Below are 22479 nucleotides of genomic sequence, written 5' to 3' on the forward strand. Positions count from 1 at the left end.
GAATGATCAGGAAATGAAGATACTCTACAGATACATAACTAAAAATATACTAAAGAACTTTCTGGTGCTTATAGCTGTATTTTCCATAGTTATTGTGTCCTCACAGCTTCTTCATCTTCCTTCAGTTATGTACCATGCCGATATAACAAACTTCTTCAAACTTCTCTTTCTTATGAACCTGTCTTTTTTAAAGTTTCAGCTTTTATTTGCCTTCTTCCTTTCAACAGCTCTCCTTGGTTTCAATATGAGGGAAAACAGGGAGATATATGCGGTTTACTCAGCAGGTATAACTAAAGGTCAGCTGATAAAACCTCTAGTTGTTATCTCACTGATCATCTTTACAGTATCTCTGATTGTAAGTATGTTTGTGGTACCTTATGCAAACAGGGAAAGGGCAAAATTTATAACACTGAATATAAAAAGATACTTCCTTGATGCTGTTCAGGAAAAGAACTTCTTTCAGCTTTCAGACAATGTTACGATTTATACAGAGAAGAAGGAAGGGAACAGATTTGAGAACGTTTTTATATATAACAGGGAAAGGGGACAGACAATATCTGCAAAGGAAGCCTTTTTTGATACAACAACATTCTTTCTGAAGAAGGGCTATATACAGATACCTGATGAAAAGGGTTTTAATATTTTAAGATTTGAAAGTTACAGATTTAATATAGATGTTGAGTACCTAAAAAAGTACTCTATAGAGGATTACAGAAATAAAGATCTTCTGATGATAATTAAGAAAAGTAAAAAGGATAAGAATAGAGCCCTTTCTGTCTTAACTGACAGGATTCTTTTCCCTTTTCCATTTCTTTTTATTGGTGTTTTAGGTTTTATGGTAGGAATAAAAACCCAGAAAGGTAAGGACAGCGTTATAGCAACAACAGTTCTTATATCTATAGTTTATCTTGTTTTGAACTTCTACTTTATAAAGCTTATAGGGAAAGGTAAGATTGATCCGTCTGTTTACGCTTTTGTCCTTTTAGCCTATTTCTCATCAATCACTTACTATTTCTACAGAAAGTGATCAGTTTGATATTATCCTTTCAAGATGTTCGTAAAACTCTGGATAGGATATAAATACAGAGTCGGCATCTTTTATCTTTATCCCTTCCTCAGATATAAGACCTAATATTGAAAATCCCATAGCTATTCTGTGGTCTTTATAGCTGTCAACAACGCCGCCTTTTACCTTCTGCTTTCCTTTTATCACCATTCCGTCAGGTAGCTCCTCAACATCTATACCTAAATTTTTAAGGTTTTCAACAACAGCCTTTATTCTGTCGCTCTCTTTTACCCTCAGCTCTTCAGCACCTGTTATTATCGTCTCTCCTTCAGCCTGTGTTGCTACTATACTCAGGAGAGGTATCTCATCAACCATTGATGGAACATCTTCCTTTTTTATCCTTATTCCTTTAAGGTCGGGTGAGTATCTTACATAGATATCCGCAACAGGCTCCTTTGCCTTCTCCCTTATATTTGTGTACCGGATATCTCCTCCCATCTCTTTAAGCTTTCTGAAAAATCCATCCCTTGTTGGATTTATGAGAACATCCTTAAGTAAAAGCTCAGAGTCAGGTATTAGAACAGCAGCAGCTGCAAAAAATGCTGCAGAAGATGGATCAGCTGGAACATCAATCTCTATACCTTCAAGTTTTTTTGATCCTGAGATAGTCACTGAGTACTCATCGTCCCTTTCTATATGTATATCAGCCCCCATAGCATCAAGCATCTTTTCAGTGTGATCCCTTGATATGTATGGCTCTGTAACTTTTGTTTTCCCTTCTGCTAAAAGTCCTGCAATAAGAAGTGCAGATTTTACCTGTGCACTTGATCTTTTGTTGTAAAACTGTATCCCTTTAAGTGATGATCCTCTAACAGATAGAGGTAGAAGTTTTCCGTCCTGTCTCCCATCTATCTTTGCACCCATACTTCTTAAAGGATCTGCCACCCTTCCCATAGGTCTCTGTCTAAGACTGTCATCACCTGTTAGAGCGGAGAAGAACTCCTGACCTGATAGAAGTCCAAGTGTCAGCCTTGTTGTTGTCCCTGAGTTTCCCATATCCAGTATGTCCTCAGGCTCTTTAAAGCCTTTAAGATTAACACCTTTTATCTTGAGAACGCCTTTTTCCTCAATAATAGAAACTCCCAACTTCCTGTAGACATTTAATGTTGTTAATGTATCTCCTGCTTTAAGAAAGTTCTTCACAACTGAGACACCATCTGCAAGAGATGTAAGTATTATTGATCTGTGGGATATTGATTTATCTGAAGGAACTCTAAGTTCCCCTTTTATTCTACTTACCTTAGATATCTCCTTCTCCATTCAAACCTCACTGAAAGAATATTCTGTATATTATGTATGCAATACCTGTCAGGTTCAGTAAAACAAGTAAAGATATTATAATCTTTTCCTTTGATAAAAATCCAAATCTGTCCTCTATCAAAAAGTCCGGATTTAGTGTCTCCTTCGCAGCCTCAACATTCTCAGGTTTTATTAAGAATGATCCTGTCATGAATGCAGACATTAATGATCTTGAAGCCAGTATATTTACTATCCTTGGTATTCCTTTTGAGTATTTATGTATCTTTGTTACAGCGTTTTCTGTAAATCTTACATTCCCACCACCTGCTATCATAAGCCTGTGTTTTATATACTTCTCCGTCTCATCCAGTGTTAGATGTCTGAGATATACCTTGTTTGTTATTCTCTGGTTCAACTGTCTGAGCTGTGGAAGTTTAAGTTTTTTATCAAGCTCAGGCTGACCGAGAAGGATTATCTGGACGAGTTTTTCATTCTCCGTCTCAAGGTTTGAAAGGAGTCTCAGCTCCTCAAGTGTCTCAACAGGTAAGTTCTGTGCCTCATCAACTATTATTAGAACTTTTTTCCCTTCAGACACCTTCTTCTCAAGGAAATCTCTGAACTTTTTTATAAGCTCATTCTTTGATGTTGTGTTTATCTCAAGTCCTAGATCATCAAGGACAACATTTAAAAACTCCTCAGGTGAAAGATTCGGTGTAAGAACAAATGCGTATATAATGTTGTCTGAAAGGGACGCTATAAACTTTCTTATTACAGTTGTCTTCCCTGTTCCAGGTTCACCTATTATTACGCAGAAACCTTCACCATGCTTTATAACGTAGTTCAGAAGTTCATCTGCAAGTCTGTGTGAGTGGGATGGATAAAAATACTTATAATCAGGTGTTATCTTAAAAGGATCTTCCCTAAGCCCATAAAACTCAAGGTATGTCATTATTTTTCCTTTTCTTTTATCTTGTCTGGAAATATAACAGTTCTTACCTTGTTGTCCTTTCCTTTAACTTCTGCAACTTCAGTATCTAAATGGTATATGATCTCGTCCCCTTCAATTATATTCTTTTCCTGGATCAGTTTTGCTTTGTCAATCAGAACTATAATATCTTTATCTTTAATATACTCAGCCTTTTTACTGCTTCCTGATCTGTTCCCCTTTTTGAATCTAACATCACCCTCTGCATATATCCTTGATATATCACCTTCTTCACTTAAATAGATTATCATCTTTTCGGCATTTATTGTAAGGTTTCCCTTTTTTACAGTTACATTTCCCTTATAAACAGCTGTATTTTCATTTTTATTATATACAAGCTCATCTGCTTCTATAAGTATCGGTTCTTCCTTTTTCTCTTCCTGTGGATAAGCGAAGCTGAATAACATAAAAAATATAAGGATTAGTCTCACCATCTATATACCTCTGAACACCGTTCTTGCATTTTTTATTATCATTCTCTCATTTTTCAGATCAATAAAAACCCCTTTTCCTGTTGTTACCATCCTATCGGAGTAAAGGTGAACATCACTGTTGTTTTTTGCCACCCTCTCCTTTGTGAATATATAAAGCTGTGGTGTTTTCATTACAAACCTGTCTGTCTGGATATTAACATTCTTTATAAGTTTTAGAACATTTTTATTCTTAAAGTATATCCCTTTTTCAGCCTTTATCTTGAACTTTTCTTTCTCCTTTATATAATCCAGATCAAATATGTCTATAAGTATTCTGTCCCTTTTTTCTGTCAGCCTTTCCCCTCTCAGTAAAAAGCTGTCTCCATTTTTACCTATTAGCAGAAAATCGTTTATCTGTGCATCTGAGTATTTTATATTTGACAGCTTCTCCTCAAGTATGTATCTGTTTATCTCGTTAAGGATGAAAACAGCTGTAAGAAATATGATGGAGAGTGATATTATATGCCTTTTCACTCTCAGTCCTTCTTAACATTTTTTTTCTTCTCTTTTTCCTTAAGCTTTCTCAGATCCCATTTTGAGCTGAACATCTCATCAAGGATATCAACATAAAAATCTTTGTTCTCCTTGGATGCTTTATCCTTGATGTACATTGTAGGTCTGTGGAGAAGCTTGTTTATTATAGCTCTGACAGCAAGATCTATATTCTCCCTCTCCTTCTCATTCAGGTAAGGCATCTGGTTGAAAAGCTTTTCAAGCTGGTACTCTCTTATCTCGTCTGCGTAGTTTCTTATTTTTGTTATTAAAGGTGCGACCTTTAACTGGTTTAACCAGTGCTCAAACTTGTGAACCTCCTCATCAAGCATCATCTCGGCAGAAAGGGCTGCAAGTTTTCTTTCCTCAAGGTTTTTATCAACTACAACCTTGAGATCATCAATGTTGTAAAGGTATACATTATCAACATCATTAACATCTTCAGCAACATTTCTCGGGACAGATATATCAATTATAAATACAGGATCACCTTTCCTTATCCTGTTTATCTCCTCAAAATGCTCCTTTCTCAGTATAGGCTCTTTAGCCCCTGTTGATACGATAACTATGTCTGACTCAGGTAAAAACTCAAAAAGCTTATCAAACCTTATAGCACTTCCACCAAACTCCTCAGCAAGCTGGACAGCCTTCTCAAATGTTCTGTTTGATACAAAAATATGTTTAACTCCTGATGATGAGAGATGCCTCGCTGCAAGCTCGGCCATCTCACCTGCACCTAAAAGGAGAACATTTTTGTCTGATAGGTCTCCGAATATCTTTTTTGCAAGCTCTACAGCAGCATAACTTATTGATACGGCTCTTTTGCTTATCCCTGTTGATGTTCTTATCTTTTTGGAAACATTCAGAGCCTTATCAAAAAGTCTTGTGAGAATATGTCTTACAGTTTTCTCTTCCCTTGCTTTTGTGAAAGCATCTTTAAACTGGCATACTATCTGTGGTTCTCCTATTACCATTGAGTCCAGGCTTGCTGAAACCTTGAATATATGTTTTATAGCCTCTCTACCTGTGAGTTTGAAAAGATACTTCTCAAGCTCATTTTTCTGAAGTCCTGAGTATGATGACAGTATCTGAACAATCCTGTTAAAGGCATCATCCGGATCATCTGTTACACCGTATATCTCAACCCTGTTACATGTTGATAGAATTGAGACCTCGTATATGGAGTTAATCTCTGATATTTTCTTTAAAAGACCTGATAGCTGATCTTCAGATATAGCGAGCTTTTCCCTTACATCTACTGGAGCCGTCTTGTAGTTCAGTCCTACAGCAAAAATTTCCATCTCTCACCAGCTGTTTAATATATGTAAAACAATCCCTTAAAGTATTATAATATGAAATAAAAATGTTATATGTCAAATCTTGGATATGAGGAGAAAGAAAATTAATGGTTCATAAGAGAGAGCAGTGGGGAACAAGGATCGGACTTATACTTGCAGTGGCGGGAAATGCTATTGGACTTGGAAACTTTCTGAGATTCCCCGTTCAGGCTGCCGATAATGGTGGCGGAGCTTTTATGATCCCATACATGATATCTTTTATCCTCCTTGGTATACCTTTAATCTGGGTTGAGTGGGCACTTGGAAGGTATGGTGGAGAGAGAGGACACGGAACAGCTGTCGCCGTTTTTGATCTTATATGGAGACATCCTTTGGCAAAATATATAGGGATATTTGGTGTTCTAATACCTCTCGTTGTTGTTGTTTATTACACTTATATAGAGTCCTGGACACTAATATACTCATTTTTTCATCTTATAAATGAGGTTCCGAGCACACCTCTCACAGCTGATATTAAAGATTACCTTAAGCCTTTTAATGATTTTCTCGGTGGTATTATAGGTGCATCTTCAGGGAGTGATATATTTTTCACTCCACCTTTAGAGACGTACCTTTTCTTTCTTGTAACACTTCTTTTGAATCTTTACATAATTTACAGGGGAGTTTCTGCAGGTATTGAGAAGGTGGCGAAGTTTGCTATGCCCCTGATCTTCATAATGGCTATCATACTTGTTATAAGAGTTTTCACACTTACATCTCCAGATGGAAGAAACTTCCTTGATGGACTTGGTTTCCTCTGGAATCCTGATTTCTCAGCATTAAAGGATCCTAAGGTATGGCTTGCGGCAGCTGGACAGATATTTTTCACTCTAAGTATAGGTTTTGGGGCTATACTTACATACGCTTCATATCTTAAACCTAAAAGTGATGTTGCTTTAAACGGTCTTGCATCAGCATCTGTTAATGAGTTTGCAGAGGTTATTCTTGGTGGTTCAATAGCTATAACAGCATCTGTTATATTTTTCGGGATTGCGGGAACACAGTATATAGCATCAGAGGGAGCGTTTAATCTTGGTTTTATGGCTCTACCTGCTATATTTGCAAACATACCTTACGGTGCATTCTTTGGCTTTCTATGGTTTTTACTTTTATTCTTTGCAGGTATAACATCTTCTATAGCGCTTATGCAGCCTGCCATGGCATTCCTTGAAGATGAGTTTGGTTTGTCAAGGGATAGAGCTGTTAAATATCTTGGAGCTTTTCTATTTGTTTCTTCACATATACCTATATTTTTAAAGGGAGCTTTAGATGAGCTTGATTTCTGGGTTGGAACCTTTGCCCTTGTGATATTTGCACTTTTTGAGGTTATAACTTTTGTATGGATACTTGGTATCCCCCAGCTGAGTGAGAAATTGCAGGAAAAGTCTTTATTATCAAAAATCTTTATCGTTTTAAAACATTCACCTGAGTATGCCTGGAAAGAGCTTAACAGGTATGCTGATATAAAGATCCCAAGGATTTTTTATTACATCCTGTCCTATATAGCTCCATTATTTTTGATAGTTATACTTTTATGGTGGTTTGTTACGACGCTTCCAGCAAAGTTTATACCTGAACATATAAACGGCTGGATAGCAAGGCTGTTCATACTTTTCGTTTTCATTCTTGGTGTTGTTCTCGTTAAAAAATCATGGGAGAGAAAGTATGGAAGGACATCTTCTTAACAGTTACGGGGCTCTATTTATGGCTGTTTCCTGGGGAATAGTTCTCACACTTAATATATATTCATTCTACAAGATACTGTATAATAATAAGAAAAACAAATGATCAGGAGGTTTTAATGTCGGTGGAAAGGACGCTTATGCTTGTCAAACCTGACGCAGTAAGAAGAAATCTTGAAGGAAAGATTATAGCTCATGTTCAGGAGAAAGGTTTTAAGCTTGTTGCACTGAAAAAGCTTAAGCTTACAAAAGAACAGGCTCAACAGTTCTATATCGTCCATAAGGACAGACCTTTTTATGATGAACTCTGTGAGTTTATGTCTTCAGGACCTATTGTTGCTATGGTATGGGAAGGAGAGAATGCTATATCAAGAATAAGGGAGATAATGGGCGCAACAAATCCTGAGGAAGCTGAAGAGGGAACGTTAAGAAAGTTATATGGAACTAATGTAGGGGAAAATGCTGTTCATGGATCAGACTCACCGGAGTCTGCCAAAGTTGAGATACCATTCTTCTTCAGCAGGTTAGAGATTGTTGAGTAAGATCATTGATCTTCTGATCCTGTTTATTCTTGGAGTATTAGCAGGATTCAATATATTTTTAACATTTATAGTAGCACCTGTTCTTTTCTCAAATTTAGATAACAGACATGCAGGGGAGATCATGAATCTGATCTTCCCCTATTATTTTTCATCAGGATGGATTTTAGGTATAGCTGTATACTCACTTTTTGCCCTTAAAACTGTTAAAAATAAAGAGATAATAAAGAAGTTTAAACTTTTTGTTGTAGCACTTGGACTTTTAATAATACTGAATATGGCATTACATAAAACGGTTCTTCCTATAGCCAGATCGTTAAATATCCAGTATTACACTCTCCTTAAGGAAGACAAAAAGGAAGAGGCTAAAATAGTAAAAGATAAGTTTAAAAAGGTTCATGCTGTCTCAAGTTCAATCAATCTGATAAATCTCATACTCGAGATCTATCTTTTTCAGCATTTCTTATTAAAGATAAGAAAAAAAGAGGATTAATTTTAGTAACTTCCTTTCCGAAAAATTAGTACTGATACAATCTTTCGGAGGTGAAATATGACTGAGAAGAGGTCTTCTGTTTTAAACCAGATATCTGTTATTATCCTGCTTGGATCTTTTTTTGGAGCGTTTTTTGTAGGTTTTCTTGTCTATTTACTTATCTCAGAACACGATAAGGAGGGAGCTTTAAAAAAAGCATTTTTTTCTTATATTATTACCCAGGCTGTGTTTCTTGTTCTTGTTTACATTATAAGGTTAAGTATAGATAAAACTATAATCTCTAAAATAAAAAGTATAACCAGAGCTATGGATGAGGTAAGTCTCGGAAATCTTGATGTTGAAGTTAAAGCATCTGGAAATGATGAACTGACTGATCTTGCAGAATCTTTTGAGAGAATGAGAATCAGTATGAAAACAATTATTGAAAAATTAGAAAGATAAAAGTTATAATCGGGTTGTAAATATGTATGGGGGACTGTAATGAATATAGAACAGATTCTTAAGGATCATATTAATAGTCTTTACTCAAAACTTTCACCTTCTTTCATATCCATTTATTATCATGAAAAACCTCTCATTACTAAAACGGTACTATCTGATAAGAAAAAAAGGCTTGAAGAAACGCTTGGCCTTATAATATACAAAGGTCATCAGATAAATGAGATCATTCCTGAATTCGGTGAGGAATATATATACACAGAAGGAGAGGATGTCCAGATATACATACACTTTGTTACTCCAGATATATCAATAGTGACTCTCTCAGAAAACAAGATCAAGTTTTCCCTATTAAAACTGGAACATGAGATAGTAGCAAGGGATCTAAAACAGTACGTGGATCAGATAAAATCCATGGCAGAAGGCAAGGATGAAAAATCTGAAGGTGCTACGTCTGTACCTGTAGAAGAGGTAAAGGAAAAAGAAACAGAACAAAAAGTTATAAAAGAAGAAGAAAGTTCCGATAAGATAGAAGAGTATACGGAAGATATTGAGGAACTTGAAAAAGTTTTATCTGAAAGTACAGAGGAAAAATCTGAATATGAGAAGGAGATAGAGCAGTTAAAGGATCAGGAGGTTGTTGAGGAGGAGGCACCTTCCCTAGAGGAGTTACTGTTGGAGGAAAAAGCAGAAGAAGAGATTGAAGAGGTTGTAGAAGAAGAGTCTCCTCCATCCTTAGAAGAGATATTGATTGAGGACAAGGAAGAAGTTGTTCAGGAGAATATAAATTATTTAGATGCATCTATACTGGATAAAATTTACAAAAATCTGGCAAAGGAAATGGGACCTGTAGCAAGGATAATTTTCAATCAAAAGATGAAGGATCTTAATATAGATAAGGAGAAACTTTCAACCGATCAGGTAAGAAAACTGATTGATGAGTTGTCTCAAGAAATACTGGTTGAAAGTAGAAGGGAAAGGTTTATAAAGAACTGTAACAATCTGATATAATTGAGTTAGCTTTAACTAATAATTCAAGGGGGATATGATGGCTGATAAATTTAGCGATGTTCTTCAAACTGTAGTCAGAGATTCTGGTTCTGATGGGGCGATTCTTGTAAGTACTGACGGTCTGGCTATTGCATCTGTTTTACCTGAGGATGTTGATGAGGATAGGGTTGCGGCTATGGGGGCAGCTATACTCTCTCTTGGTGAAAGGGTTACAGCCGAACTGGAAAAGGGTGAACTTGAACAGCTTTATGTTAAAGGTTCAAAAGGTTATATGATATTTACAGGTATAAAGGACCTTGCAGTATTAGGGGTACTTGCACCATCAAATGCAAAATTAGGATTACTCCTTATGGAGATAAAAAGGGCGGCTAAAAAGATTGAAGAGCTATTAGGGTAAAAAGTAATGGCAATTACCGGAACGCTTGAAGTATTTAATTTTATTGACATTTTTCAGATTTTAAAAAAGGATAAAAAAAACGGTATCCTGGTAGTTGAGGACAATAAGAAAAATCTTGCCGTTTACTTCAAAGATGGGGATATAGTTTATATCAGGGATGTTCCTAAGGTCTTTTATATATACCTTGATGTTGATTTTTCTCAGGTAATGAAAAAGGAGAATATAAAAAAAGAAGATCTCTACAGGATGCTTGTCGCAAGACTTCCTATTCTACTTGCAATTAAAAAGGGAAAGTTCTCTTTCACATCAGGTTTTATAAAGTACTCAGACGATATAAAGCCTCTCGTTCCCGTTGAAAAGATAATAATGTATCTAAGCCGTCAGCTTACCGAAAATGAGGTTGAAAGAAAGATATCCGATATGAAGCTTGTCTTTGAAAAAACTGAAAACTGGGAGAGTATAGCAAAGAATGCACATCTAACAAATATAGAAAAGAAGATACTTGCTTTAATAGATGGGGAGAGATCTGTAGAAAAGATCATGGAAGAGGCAAAGGTAAATAAACTCACACTCCAGAGAGTTCTCTACGGTTTTCTGGCAGCAGGAATTATACAGAGGAAGAAAAAGGTAAAAAGAAAGATAGGGTTTGATCTAACTAAAAATTTACTGAGTAAAATAATAGCAAGGATAAAAGGATTATAAGATGGGAGAAAAAGGAAAAAACCAGATAAAAATCGTGGTGGCAGGTCCCTACGCTGCTGGAAAAACACAGTTCATAAACACCGTAAGTGAGATCCAGACAGTCCAGACAGAGGCAAAAACGACAAAGTCAGACGAAAAAACGGTTAAGAATCACACAACCGTTGCTATGGATTTTGGAAGGATAACTATTGATGACAATCATGTACTTTATCTTTTTGGTACACCTGGACAGGAAAGGTTTGATTTTATGTGGGATATACTCGGAAAGGGTATGGTTGGTCTCGTTGTTCTTGTTGACAGTACTGACCCTTCAACATTCCACGAAGCTAGAAAGATCATAAACTACTTTGAAAGTAGATATCCTGCACCATTTGTTGTTGGATGTAATAAACAGGATCTTAAAGGTGCGTGGGATCCTCAGGATATAAGAATAGCCCTTGATCTTAATGATGATGTAAAGGTTCTCCCCCTTGTTGCTCTAAGTAAGGAGAGTGTTAAAAATATACTTCTTGAGCTTTTAGAGGAGATAGCAAAACATATCTAGCTTTCTGTTATTCTTTTCTTCCATCTTTCCGCTATTTCCATTATCTCATCTCTGCATAAAGGCAGAACTTCCTTATTTAAAACCTTTATCTCACCACCTACTATAACAGTATCAACATCCGATCCTCTCGATGAATGAACTATCTGTGTATAAGGATCAAATAACGGGTTTAGATGTGGCTGTGTAGCATCAATCAGGACTATATCAGCAAGTTTTCCTGTTTCTATGCTCCCTATCCTGTCTTCCATTCTTACAGCTTTTGCCCCTTCCCTTGTAGCCATTAAAAGAGCTTCTTTAGCGTTTAAAACAGTTGGGTCTTTTGATATCCCTTTATGCAGTTTAGCTGCTGTTGATATCTCCCCTATAATATCAAGATCGTCATTTGATGCTGTTCCATCTGTTCCTATAGATACAGTAACACCTGCCTTTAACATCTCAGGAACAGGAGCGACACCTGAGGCGAGTTTAAGATTGCTCTCAGGACAGTGGGAAACCTTCACACCCCTTTTTGAGAGTATCTCTATCTCTATCTCTGTAGGATGAACCATATGTGCAGCAAGGACTCTATCATTTAAAACACCTATACTGTCAAGATGTTCAACAGGTGTTTTCCCGTATTTTTCCTTTACTGTTGCTACTTCAAACTCGGTTTCAGATATATGTATATGGAAAAGTATGTCGTATTTCTCCGCCACATCCATACATTTCTTAAGTGTTTCCGGCGAGCAAGTGTATGGAGCGTGTGGACCTATTGCAGGGTATACATACTCTCCTGAGTACTCTTTTATAAAAGATACAGTTTTCTCAATCCCTTCATCTGGAGTTTTTGCTCCAGGTGTGGGAAAGTCAAGAATCCCTGTTGATAAAACCCCTCTTATCCCAGCTTCATTTATAACATCAGCAACAGCGTTCTCATAGAAATACATATCAACAAATGTTGTTATCCCATTCCTCAGCATCTCGTAAACGGCTATCTTTGTCCCATCCTTCACAAAATCGTAACTTACAAACTTACCTTCAACGGGCCATATATACTCCTCAAGCCATACCTTTAAAGGATTATCACTTCCGTACCCTCTGAGAAGTGTCATGGCTGCGTGTGTATGTGTATTTATAAGACCTGGTATGGCTATCTTCCCTTTACATACAATCGTTTTACCGTAATACCTGTTTTTGATACCTTCACCTATTGCGATTATCTTTTTATCTTTTATAGCGATATCAGCATCTCTATACTCTGTAAGGTTCTCGTCCATTGTTAAGATATACGATATATCTGTAAGTATGAGATCAGCCCTTTCCAACCTTTTCCTCCGAGCTTTTATTTTGAACTATTATACAACAGGTGTAACACTCAGGCTATCTAACAGTTAACTGTTACTGATATAATAAGGTATTATGGAACTGGATGAGGTAAAGAATTTATATGCCGCTTTATATTAGGATAGCCATCAGATATCTTATGTCACTGAAAACCAAAGCCCTCTCATTTATGACTGTGATATCCCTTCTTGGTATTGTTGTTGGTGTTGCAGCGCTTCTTATAACACTTGCAGTTATGAGCGGTTTTCTCTGGGGAATAAAGAAAAAGATTCTTGAGACATCTCCCCATATTGTTATCTTTAAGATATCAGGTAATTTTACAGAGTACAGGGAATTTCCAGAGAAGTATCTTAAAGGAATTTCTGAGATAGTGGATTACCAGCCTTTTGTATACTCCCAGGCTCTAGCATCTAAAGACTCAACGGTTATATCTGTGACTGTGAGAGGTGTTCCACCTGAAAAGGACAGAAGAATACTTGGGATTGATAAAAAGATAATAGCTGGAAGCTATGACAGTATAAAAGATGATAGGAATGTTATCATAGGAAAGGATGTTGCCCTTGCACTAAATGTATGGATAGGTGACAGTATAACCCTCACATCTCCTTTTGGAAGGAAGACACCACTTGGTTATATACCTAAGGTAAAAAAGGTCTATGTAGGGGGGATAATCGATTTTGGTATGTACGAGTATGACTCAACATATATAGGTATGAATCTTGAGTCAGCACAGAGATTCTTTGATATGAAAGATTCTGTAACGGGAATACAGCTTAAGATAGATGATCCTTATAAAGCAGCTTTGGTGAAATCAAAGCTTGAGGAAAAAATACACTTCCCATATTTAGTCCGTTCGTGGATGGATCTGAACAAAAGTCTTTTTCAGGCTTTAGAGCTTGAGAAGCTTGCCATGTTTTTAGTCCTCGCACTTATAGTTCTTGTAGCATCCTTTAATATATCAAGCCTCCTTATAACGAAGGCGAGAGAGAAGAGAAAGGATATAGGAATTCTGAAAACGATAGGTGCAGACAGCAGATTTATAATGAAGATATTTCTATGGCAGGGTCTCATTATAGGGATAACAGGAACAGCGATAGGTCTTGTAATAGGTCTTACAGTTATACATTTTGGAGACACCTACCATCTTATAAAGCTGAATCCTGAGGTTTATATGATGGAATACCTTCCGCTGAAGATAGGTTTTATAGATATCCTGGCAGTCTCTGTAGCATCAATGTTGATATGTTTTGTTTCCTCTGTGATACCTGCCTATATGGCATCAAAGGAAATACCCTCGGAAGTGCTGAGATATGAGTAGTATAGCTATAAAAACAGAGAATCTAAAAAAGATATACTTCCTTGAAGGTGCACAGATTGATGCCCTTAAAGGGATAGATCTTGAGATCTATGAAGGTGAGATGGTTGCACTTATGGGACCTTCAGGTTCAGGTAAATCAACACTTTTACATCTTATAGGTGGTATAGATATCCCTACTGAGGGAAAGGTCTTCATACACGGAACAGATATATTCTCTTTAAATGAGAAAAGACTCGCAAGGTTCAGAAATGAAAACATAGGCTTTGTTTTCCAGTTTCATTATCTTTTGCCTGAGTTTACTGCACTTGAAAATGTTATGTTTCCAGTTCAGATTTATAGTAAAGGGGATGCTGAGGAAAAGGCGAGGGAGATTTTAGAGAGGCTCGGTCTTTCACACAGGATCAACCATAAACCATCCCAGATGTCAGGTGGTGAACAGCAGAGGGTTGCTATAGCAAGGGCGATAGTAAACCGCCCCTCAATCATTATAGCTGATGAACCTACAGGTAATCTTGACAGCAGGAATACAGAAACAGTAATGAAAATTTTCAGGGAAATGAACGATAAAGATAATGTGACCATAATCATTGCAACACACGATAAAGATGTAGCAAATTATTGTAAGAGAACTATATATCTGAGAGATGGGATTTTGGTCAATGAATAAGACTTGAAAATTTTAGACATTGGATATATTAATGGGCTAAACTAATAGATATACAAATAGAGGTGTTTTATCATGTTTGAAAAATTTACGGAAAGAGCAAGAAAAGTAATACTGAATGCGAGAGAGAAGGCATTAGAATATAGAAGCAATTACCTGGGCAGTGAACATCTGCTCCTTTCTCTACTTGAGGAAGAGGACATTCCTGTTCTTGTTCTTTCAAGATTTGGTCTTACTGTTGACAAGGTAAAAAGAACCCTTACATCACAGATGGTTCACGGATCACACTCAGGTGAGGTTCTTTTTGCTCCTGATGCGAAGAGAGTTCTTGAGTTTGCCGTTGAAGAGGCCAGAATACTTCACCACCAGTTTGTAGGGCCTGAACATCTCCTTATCGGGATAGTCCGTGAGAAGACAGGTCTTGGCGGTAGAGTTTTAAGAGGTTTTGGTATAGATGAGTACTCAATAAGAAGGGAGATACTCCAGATACTTGGAGAGATACCACCTCAGGAGCAGGTGAAACAGGTTCCTACACCTAATATAGACAGATTCAGCAGAGATCTTACAGCTCTTGCAAGGGAAGGAAAGCTTGATCCTGTTATAGGAAGGGATAAGGAGATAGACAGGGTTATACAGATACTCTCAAGAAGAAGAAAGAACAACCCTGTTCTTATAGGTGAGCCAGGTGTAGGTAAAACATCAATTGTTGAAGGTCTCGCCCAGAGAATAGCAAATAAGGAAGTACCTGAGACATTACAGTCTAAAAGAATTGTTGCTCTTGATCTTGCTGCCCTTGTTGCAGGAACAAAGTACAGAGGACAGTTTGAAGAAAGGCTTAAGAATATACTTAAAGAGCTTGAAAAAGCACCTTACATAATACTTTTCATAGATGAGCTTCATACACTTGTAGGAGCAGGAGCAGCTGAAGGTTCAATAGATGCATCAAATATGTTAAAACCGGCTCTTGCAAGGGGAGAGATACAGGTTATAGGAGCAACAACAATAGATGAGTACAGAAAGTACATAGAGAAGGATGGAGCACTTGAGAGAAGATTCCAGCCAGTTCTTGTAGAGCCTCCTACACCTGAAGATACTGTAAAGATACTTATGGGTCTGAAGAAGAAGTTTGAGGAGTTCCACGAGGTTGAGTACACAAAGGATGCTGTTGAAAAGGCTGTTGAGTACTCAGTTAAGTATATAACAGAAAGACAGCTGCCAGATAAGGCTATAGATCTGATAGATGAGGCTGGAGCATGGGTGAGAATAAGGGAGATGGAACTTCCTCCTAAGCTCAAAAAGATAGAGGACAAGATAAGAAAGATAGAGGAAGAAAAGGCTAAAGCTGCAAAAGAGCAGGATTATGAAAAAGCTGCAAAACTGAGAGATGAAGAGCTGAAACTGAGGGCTAAGTTTGAGACATTAAAGGCTGAATGGAAGGAGAAAAGGAAGGTTAAAAAACCTAAGGTTAAAGATCAGGATATAGCACTGGTTGTTGCAAAATGGACTGGAATACCTGTTGCAAGACTAACAGAGACACAGGCAGAGAAACTGTTACATATAGAGGAAGAGCTACACAAAAGGGTTGTTGATCAGTCTGAGGCTATAGAAGCAATAGCAAAGGCTATAAGAAGAAACAGTGTTGGTCTGAAAGGAACACACAGACCTATAGGTGTGTTTATGTTCCTCGGTCCAACAGGTGTTGGTAAGACTGAAACAGCTAAGGCCCTTGCTGAGTATCTGTTTGGAACTGAAGAGGCACTTATAAGGTTTGATATGTCTGAGTATATGGAAAAACATACAGTATCAAGGCTTGTTGGAGCACCTCCAGGATATGTTGGGTATGAGGAAGGAGGTCAGCTTACAGAAGCTGTGAGAAGAAGACCTTACTCAGTGATACTTTTTGATGAGATAGAGAAAGCACATCCCGATGTGTTTAACATATTCCTCCAGATATTTGATGATGGAAGACTTACAGACTCTTTTGGAAGGGTTGTTGATTTCAGCAATACTATAATAATCATGACTTCTAACCTTGGAGCAAGACTTATACTTGAATCAAACAGACTTGGATTTGAAAGATCAACAGGAATGCTTGAATACAACGAGATGAAGAAGAATGTTCTCCAGCAGGTTAAGAAACATTTCAGCCCCGAGTTCCTTAACAGACTTGACGAGATAATAGTATTCAAGCCTCTGGACAAAGAAGTTATAAAAGGTATAATTGATATTCAGCTTAAGGAAATAAACAAAAGGTTAAAGGAATGGGGCATAACTGTAAAACTTACGAAGAAGTTCGTAGAGTATCTGATAGAGAAAGAGTTCAGACCGGAATTTGGAGCAAGAAGTATAAAGAGAGCCCTCCAGTCACTTGTAGAGGATCTTTTAGCGGAAGAGATACTGAAAGGGAAGATAACAGAAGGCTCTGTGGCAGAAGTTACTGTGAAGAAGGATGGTCAGGTTGGAATAAAGGTAAAAAGACCAAAAACACAGAAAAAAGCGAAGAAAAAAGAAGTAGCAGCAACATAAATCTCATAAAAGGAGGATTTTTCCTCCTTTTTTTTATTCTCCTCTTCATATCACCAGCAAAATCTGAAGAGTTACAGAGTATCAAACCGGGTTCAATCCAGGAAGAAGTCCTCAAGATATACAGAATCAGAAAGATAGAGATAAAAGGCCTCAAGTACATAAGTCCAGAAATAATAAAACCCGTTATCCCATTTGGAAAAGGTGCTGTTGTAACAAGGGATACCATCGTAAACACACTGAGAGATCTTTATAAACTTGGTTACTTTAGAGAGGTTGAGACATACACAAGATACACTGAGAACGGTATTGATCTTATATTTGTTTTTGAAGAACTTCCTGTTGTTCAGAAGATAGAGTTTGAGGGAAATGATGAGATAACAACAGAAGATCTTATGCAGGTTCTAGGGATTCAGACCCAGGAAAGACAGGAGACGGGGACTGTTCTCCCTTTCACAACAGTAGGTCCTGAGCTTGCGGAAAAGCTTTCGTCTATTAAAAGAGGTCTTGGCAGGGTTTTCTCCATAGATGAGATAAACAGGATGATAAAAGCTATTGAGAAGAAGTATGAAAAGGAAGGGTTTTATAACGTAAAGGTTGATTACTACTTTAAGGGAAACATTCTTGTATTCAAGATTGATGAAGGTAAGAGAGCATATGTTAAAAAGATAATAATTGAGGGAAATAAGCAGATTGAAGAGGATGAGATCCTTGATGTTATGGAGACAAAGCAGAGGAATCCGTGGAAGCTCAGGTTCCATCCAAGGCTTCAAAAGGATGTTCTTTACGGGGATATAGAGAAAATAAGGGATCTTTATCTTAAAAAAGGTTTCTTTGATGTTGAGATATCACAGCCCCAGATAACCCTGAAGAAAGGTGAGGAGTATTACATAACAATAAATATAAAGGAAGGGGAAAGATACAGACTTGAGGGGATAGAGTTTAAAAACAACACGCTATACACTGAAGATGAGCTTTTGGAAAGGTTTAAAAAGGATCTTAAGATAGGTGATTACTACGACGGTGAGATTATAGAAAAGATAAGAGGTGAGATAACAGGTAAGTACTCAGATCTTGGTTTTATATTTGCAAACACTTATGTAAAAAAGATAATAGACAGGGATAAAAAGGTAGTAAAGGTAGTTTACGATATAAACAAGGGAGAGATATTCTACGTTGATCTTATAGATATATCAGGAAATTACGAGTCAAGGGATTATGTCATAAGAAGAGAGCTGAGGTTTGCTCCAGGAGATCTCTTCCTTAAAAAGGATGTTATGAGATCACAGTCAAGGCTTTACAGACTCGGATTTTACAATATGGTAGGTTTTGATCCGAAGGTGAAGGAAGAAGGTGTTATGGATGTTGATGTTAATGTATCAGAGAGATTTACAGGACAGATGTCTGTAGGTGCAGGTTACAGCCAGTTAACAGGATTCTCACTTTTTGCTTCCATAAAAAAGGGGAACTTCCTTGGAACAGGTGACACACTTGGTCTCTCATTATCTATAGGTAGTCAGTACAGAAATAATGAGCTTTCATACCTTCACAGATGGGCTTTTTATAAACCTCTTGATCTTGGTTTTTCTATATATGAAAGATATATAGACTACACAACATTCACATCCACAAAGGTCGGTTTTTCACCAACACTTTCCTACGAGATCTCTGAGTACTGGAGAACGGGAATAGGTATAACAGCGGAAAAAGGAAAATACTCAAATATAGATGAGAACGCACCAACAAGGATAAAAGATCAGGCTGGAAGTTATGAGCTTTACTCCATATACAACTACTACAACAGAAATAGTGTTGATAACCCTCTTCTCCCAACAAGGGGATCTGACTTTAATGTGACATTCAAGGTAGGTTTTGGAACAAGGGGATTTTACAAGTTCAGCACAAGTTACGCATTCTTCCTCCCTGATAAACTTTTTTTCACAGACTGGGTTTTCTCATTTAAGGTGAGGTACGGTGCTGTTAAGGAGATGAATGATAAACTTCCACTTGATGAGCTTTTCTTTGTAGGTGGTGATTTTTCTGTGAGAGGTTTTGATTACGGTATGGCAGGACCTTACGATGACAATCTTGATCCTTCAGGGGCTAAACAGCAGCTCGTTTTCAACTACCAGCTTTCACACCCGCTTGTTGAGAGATTTTTATGGGGTTACATATTCTTAGATCAGGGTAAGGGTTTTAATGGTGGAAATCCTTTTAAGGATATGTACTACTCTGTAGGAGCAGGTTTAAAGATCGTGACGCCAGTTGCACCTATAGATATTTATTATGGTAAAGTATTAAATGCACCACCAGGTGTAAGTGATTCAAGACTTGGTTTTGTTCTGGGAACGTTCTTTTAATGGAGGGAGTTATGAGAAGACTGTTTTTTATGTTCACTTTTTTAATTATATTTACAGGAGTTTCGTACGGACAGAATGTTGCGTATCTTGATATCCAGAAAGTTATGAATATGTCCAAGGAAGGTCTGAAGTACAAAGAGGAGATAAAAGAGAAGATAAGGTACTACGAGGAGAAGGTAAAGGAGCTTGAGAATAAGATAGCTGAGATAGAGAAACAGCTTGAAAGTCCTGTCTTAAGTGAGGAAGGAAGGAAGAAAAAATCAGAAGAGAAAAGAAAGTTAGAAAGGGAGCTTAGCAGGATTGAACAGGAGGCTAATGAAGAGTTATCAAAGATGAAAGCTGAGGCTGAGCAGAAGCTTGTTAAAAAGATTATTGAGGTTGTGAAGGATTACTCAGAAAAGAACAATATAGATCTTGTGTTTATCGGAGGGATGTACAGCGGTGTTCTTTATGCCTCACCTAAGATTGATATAACAGATGAGATAATAAAAAGAATGGGCGAAGGAGAAAAATGAGGCTGACAAGGATAGCTGAGATCACAGGTGGGAAGCTTATTAATCTGAAGGATGATATAGATATAAGATCCCTTTCAAGCCTTGAAGGTGCAGAGGAGGGAGACCTTACATTTGTTTCAGGTAAAAAATTTTTGAACCTTGTTTATAAAACGAAAGCATCAGCTATTATCACAGGTAAAGAGCTTGATATAGACAAGCCCCAGATTATCGTTGATAAACCTGATCAGGTCTTTTATGAGCTTATAAAGGTTTTCTACCCCGATGAGGAGGTTAAGGGCCAGATATCGGAAACAGCTGTAATAGGAAAGGATGTCTCTATAGGTGAGGATGTTTATATCGGTGATTATGTTGTTATTCAGGATGGGGTTAAGATAGGAAGAGGAACAAAGATCTACCCCTTCAGCTTTATAGGAAAAAACTGTGTTATAGGTGAAGATACAGTAATATATCCAAGGGTCACACTTTATCCTGACGTTGTTCTCGGTAAGAGGGTTATAATCCATTCAGGTGTTGTTATAGGATCAGACGGTTTTGGATACTACCAGAAGGATGGAAAGCATATAAAGATAAAACATGTTGGAAAGGTTATTATTGAGGATGATGTTGAGATAGGGGCAAATACAACTATAGACAGAGCCATGATAGATAAAACTGTTATAGGAAAGGGAACAAAGATAGACAATCTTGTTATGGTAGCCCATAACTGTCAGATCGGTGAGAACTGTATTATTCTTGCACAGGTTGGTATGGCCGGTAGCGGTAGAATAGGTAAAAATGTTATTCTCGCAGGTCAGGTAGGTGTGGCGGATCATATCAATATAGGTGACAACGTTATAGTTATAGGCAAGTCTTCTGTTCCAAAGGATCTTCCATCTAACGGTGTTTACGGTTCAAGTATCCCAGCTATGGAATGGAACAAATGGAAGAGAATCCTTGCTTATCTATCAAAGCTTCCTGATATACTTAAAAAGTTTAAGTCTTAAAGGAAGAAGGCTGTTATCTTCTCAAGACTTCCGGTAAGTATAAGTATCCCAACCATTATCAGAAGTATTCCACCTAGTATCTCAATCCAGAGGAAGTACCTTCTCATAAAGTTAAAGAATCTGAAAAACTGGTTTATGGCAGCTGCTGTTATAATAAATGGTATTCCAAGTCCCATTGAGAAAGCGAATAAAAGCGTAACACCCTGCATTACAGTTTCCTGCTGTGATGCATAGAGGAGAATAGCACCAAGTATAGGACCTATACATGGTGTCCAGCCGAAAGCAAAGGCAACACCAACAATGAAAGCACCTATTATACCGGCAGGTTTTTTCTTGATCTCAGTTGTTTTCTGCTGGTAAAGTACTCTGTATGCCCCGGAGAAATAAAAGACAAGTAAAGAGATGGATATAACAACAAGGAATAAAAGATCATTTAATATATTACCTGTTGAGACCACACCGTAACCATATATCAGTAAAGAAATTCCAGTTATAACAAAGAGCCATTTTTTAACATTCTCAGACTGGAAAACACCTGTAAAATGCACTCCCAGGAGTATAACTAAAACTGCTGCTATCTTTGATATTATCGTTTTATACTCCTGTAAAAGCTGTCCAACAAATGTTGAGGCTGCACCTAGAGCTGTAAAAACAATGGAAAACCCAACAACAAATGCGATAGCTGCATAAACAACAGACCAGTCTATCCTGTTGTTATTCTGTGATGCAGACTGTACAGATATTCCAGATATATAGGCTATATACCCGGGAATGATTGGGAGTACGCAAGGAGATAAAAAAGCTATTAATCCAGCGAAAAATGCAGCCCAGATAGAAACACTCTCCACCATCTATCAGTTCTCCTTGAGAAGTTTGTTAATGATCTTTCTGTACTTCCTGACAGGATAATCACCATAAATTATCTTTCCTATAGTCAGGTCTTTTTTCAGTATATACGTTATCGGTGTTCCTATAATCCTGTATTTTGAGATCACAACACTGTCTCCAATCAGAACGGTTATATCAAACTTCCATCTTTCCTTTATATCCTTTATATATGATATATCCTTTGTATCTATTACTATACCAAAAAATTTCACACTTTTTCCCTGATACTCTTTTGCAAGCTTGCTGAGTTTTGGAAGTTCTTCCCTGCAAGTATGGCATGTTGTTGACCAGAAAGTGAGTATAACTACATTTCCTTTAAGGTCTTCAAGTTTGACCGTCCTTCCATTCTCATCTTTCAGTATAAAGCTGTATGGCTTCAGACCTTTTCCTGAGGATATACCTGATATTATAAACAGAGCGATTATAACAGAAAGAACTTTTTTCATGGTTACCCTCTCAGATGGATCTTTACTTTAATGTTAATAACAATCAATTTTTTACTGTATG

Annotated in this window: 24 protein-coding genes; 16 read left to right on the top strand and 8 right to left on the bottom strand. The window is 37.2% G+C overall.

The genetic code is table 11. From position 1 onward, the window contains the following. Positions 1–13: 13 nt before the first annotated feature. Complete coding sequence (locus tag PERMA_RS08535; RefSeq protein WP_012676902.1) at positions 14–1027, top strand: LptF/LptG family permease; 1014 nt, start codon at positions 14–16, stop codon at positions 1025–1027. Here the strand turns inward: PERMA_RS08535 and aroA are convergent, their stop codons facing one another. The 5 genes from aroA to hemA are packed head-to-tail and all read right to left on the bottom strand — an operon-like array spanning position 1028 to position 5556. Beyond that, positions 1028–2326 carry a 3-phosphoshikimate 1-carboxyvinyltransferase gene (gene aroA / locus PERMA_RS08540; RefSeq protein ID WP_012676333.1) on the bottom strand — a complete coding sequence of 433 codons (1299 nt, stop codon included), beginning with the start codon at positions 2324–2326 and terminating at the stop codon, positions 1028–1030. Positions 2327–2333: 7 nt separating this feature from the next. After that, positions 2334–3254, bottom strand: a complete 921-nt coding sequence (locus tag PERMA_RS08545) for an ExeA family protein (RefSeq protein WP_012675895.1) — start codon at positions 3252–3254, stop codon at positions 2334–2336. Next, positions 3254–3724: a lipopolysaccharide transport periplasmic protein LptA gene (lptA, locus tag PERMA_RS08550; protein ID WP_015898884.1), complete on the bottom strand. Its 471-nt coding sequence runs from the start codon at positions 3722–3724 to the stop codon at positions 3254–3256. Before lptA ends, PERMA_RS08545 begins: the two co-directional genes overlap by 1 nt. Beyond that, positions 3725–4237, bottom strand: a complete 513-nt coding sequence (lptC, locus tag PERMA_RS08555; protein WP_012675990.1) for an LPS export ABC transporter periplasmic protein LptC — start codon at positions 4235–4237, stop codon at positions 3725–3727. Between the two features lie 2 nt (positions 4238–4239). After that, on the bottom strand, positions 4240–5556 hold the full coding sequence (gene hemA / locus PERMA_RS08560) for a glutamyl-tRNA reductase (RefSeq protein WP_012675992.1): 1317 nt from the start codon (positions 5554–5556) through the stop codon (positions 4240–4242). Positions 5557–5660: 104 nt separating this feature from the next. Here hemA and PERMA_RS08565 point away from each other — a divergent pair, with 104 nt between their 5' ends. The 9 genes from PERMA_RS08565 to PERMA_RS08600 are packed head-to-tail and all read left to right on the top strand — an operon-like array spanning position 5661 to position 11398. After that, a complete protein-coding gene (locus tag PERMA_RS08565) occupies positions 5661–7277 on the top strand; it encodes a sodium-dependent transporter (protein ID WP_012676340.1) in 1617 nt (538 codons plus the stop codon). Continuing rightward, entirely contained in the window at positions 7258–7380 is a 123-nt protein-coding gene (locus PERMA_RS10925; protein WP_012675576.1) for a hypothetical protein, read from the top strand. Before PERMA_RS08565 ends, PERMA_RS10925 begins: the two co-directional genes overlap by 20 nt. A gap of 13 nt (positions 7381–7393) precedes the next feature. Next, on the top strand, positions 7394–7816 hold the full coding sequence (ndk, locus tag PERMA_RS08570) for a nucleoside-diphosphate kinase (RefSeq protein WP_012676408.1): 423 nt from the start codon (positions 7394–7396) through the stop codon (positions 7814–7816). Continuing rightward, on the top strand, positions 7809–8306 hold the full coding sequence (locus tag PERMA_RS08575) for a DUF4149 domain-containing protein (RefSeq protein ID WP_012676495.1): 498 nt from the start codon (positions 7809–7811) through the stop codon (positions 8304–8306). Before ndk ends, PERMA_RS08575 begins: the two co-directional genes overlap by 8 nt. 57 nt (positions 8307–8363) lie before the next feature. After that, a complete protein-coding gene (locus PERMA_RS08580; RefSeq protein WP_012675621.1) occupies positions 8364–8747 on the top strand; it encodes a HAMP domain-containing protein in 384 nt (127 codons plus the stop codon). A gap of 39 nt (positions 8748–8786) precedes the next feature. Beyond that, the gene (locus tag PERMA_RS08585; RefSeq protein ID WP_012675776.1) at positions 8787–9755 is read left to right on the top strand and encodes a DUF8082 domain-containing protein; all 969 of its coding nucleotides are present in this window, start codon (positions 8787–8789) and stop codon (positions 9753–9755) included. Positions 9756–9792: 37 nt separating this feature from the next. Next, positions 9793–10152 (top strand): roadblock/LC7 domain-containing protein, encoded by a 360-nt coding sequence (locus tag PERMA_RS08590; RefSeq protein ID WP_012676839.1) that lies wholly within the window; start codon positions 9793–9795, stop codon positions 10150–10152. A gap of 6 nt (positions 10153–10158) precedes the next feature. Continuing rightward, positions 10159–10854, top strand: coding sequence for a DUF4388 domain-containing protein (locus PERMA_RS08595; RefSeq protein WP_012675668.1), 696 nt, complete (start codon positions 10159–10161; stop codon positions 10852–10854). A 1-nt stretch (position 10855) separates the two neighbouring features. Then, a complete protein-coding gene (locus PERMA_RS08600) occupies positions 10856–11398 on the top strand; it encodes a GTP-binding protein (protein WP_012676337.1) in 543 nt (180 codons plus the stop codon). Here PERMA_RS08600 and PERMA_RS08605 read toward each other — a convergent pair. Then, the gene (locus PERMA_RS08605; RefSeq protein ID WP_012676635.1) at positions 11395–12702 is read right to left on the bottom strand and encodes an amidohydrolase; all 1308 of its coding nucleotides are present in this window, start codon (positions 12700–12702) and stop codon (positions 11395–11397) included. The two genes, PERMA_RS08600 and PERMA_RS08605, sit on opposite strands and share 4 nt — an antisense overlap. 122 nt (positions 12703–12824) lie before the next feature. Here PERMA_RS08605 and PERMA_RS08610 point away from each other — a divergent pair, with 122 nt between their 5' ends. The 6 genes from PERMA_RS08610 to lpxD all read left to right on the top strand — a co-directional run bounded on the left by PERMA_RS08610 (position 12825) and on the right by lpxD (position 21084). Then, on the top strand, positions 12825–14039 hold the full coding sequence (locus tag PERMA_RS08610) for an FtsX-like permease family protein (RefSeq protein WP_012676953.1): 1215 nt from the start codon (positions 12825–12827) through the stop codon (positions 14037–14039). Further along, entirely contained in the window at positions 14032–14706 is a 675-nt protein-coding gene (locus PERMA_RS08615) for an ABC transporter ATP-binding protein (RefSeq protein ID WP_012676070.1), read from the top strand. The genes PERMA_RS08610 and PERMA_RS08615 overlap by 8 nt, the downstream gene beginning before the upstream one ends. A 72-nt stretch (positions 14707–14778) precedes the next feature. Continuing rightward, a complete protein-coding gene (locus PERMA_RS08620) occupies positions 14779–17229 on the top strand; it encodes an ATP-dependent Clp protease ATP-binding subunit (protein ID WP_012675839.1) in 2451 nt (816 codons plus the stop codon). A gap of 125 nt (positions 17230–17354) precedes the next feature. Further along, the gene (gene bamA / locus PERMA_RS08625; protein WP_274377782.1) at positions 17355–19586 is read left to right on the top strand and encodes an outer membrane protein assembly factor BamA; all 2232 of its coding nucleotides are present in this window, start codon (positions 17355–17357) and stop codon (positions 19584–19586) included. Between the two features lie 11 nt (positions 19587–19597). Continuing rightward, positions 19598–20101 (top strand): OmpH/Skp family outer membrane protein, encoded by a 504-nt coding sequence (locus tag PERMA_RS08630; RefSeq protein WP_012676736.1) that lies wholly within the window; start codon positions 19598–19600, stop codon positions 20099–20101. Continuing rightward, positions 20098–21084 (top strand): UDP-3-O-(3-hydroxymyristoyl)glucosamine N-acyltransferase, encoded by a 987-nt coding sequence (lpxD, locus tag PERMA_RS08635; protein ID WP_012676876.1) that lies wholly within the window; start codon positions 20098–20100, stop codon positions 21082–21084. Before PERMA_RS08630 ends, lpxD begins: the two co-directional genes overlap by 4 nt. Here lpxD and PERMA_RS08640 read toward each other — a convergent pair. Next, positions 21081–21935 carry a cytochrome c biogenesis CcdA family protein gene (locus tag PERMA_RS08640; protein WP_012676060.1) on the bottom strand — a complete coding sequence of 285 codons (855 nt, stop codon included), beginning with the start codon at positions 21933–21935 and terminating at the stop codon, positions 21081–21083. The genes lpxD and PERMA_RS08640 overlap by 4 nt on opposite strands. Before the next feature lie 3 nt (positions 21936–21938). Beyond that, positions 21939–22418: a peroxiredoxin family protein gene (locus PERMA_RS08645; RefSeq protein WP_012675362.1), complete on the bottom strand. Its 480-nt coding sequence runs from the start codon at positions 22416–22418 to the stop codon at positions 21939–21941. Positions 22419–22479 lie beyond the last annotated feature (61 nt).

Origin of the sequence: Persephonella marina EX-H1 (assembly GCF_000021565.1) — a bacterium.
Taxonomy (GTDB): domain Bacteria; phylum Aquificota; class Aquificia; order Aquificales; family Hydrogenothermaceae; genus Persephonella; species Persephonella marina.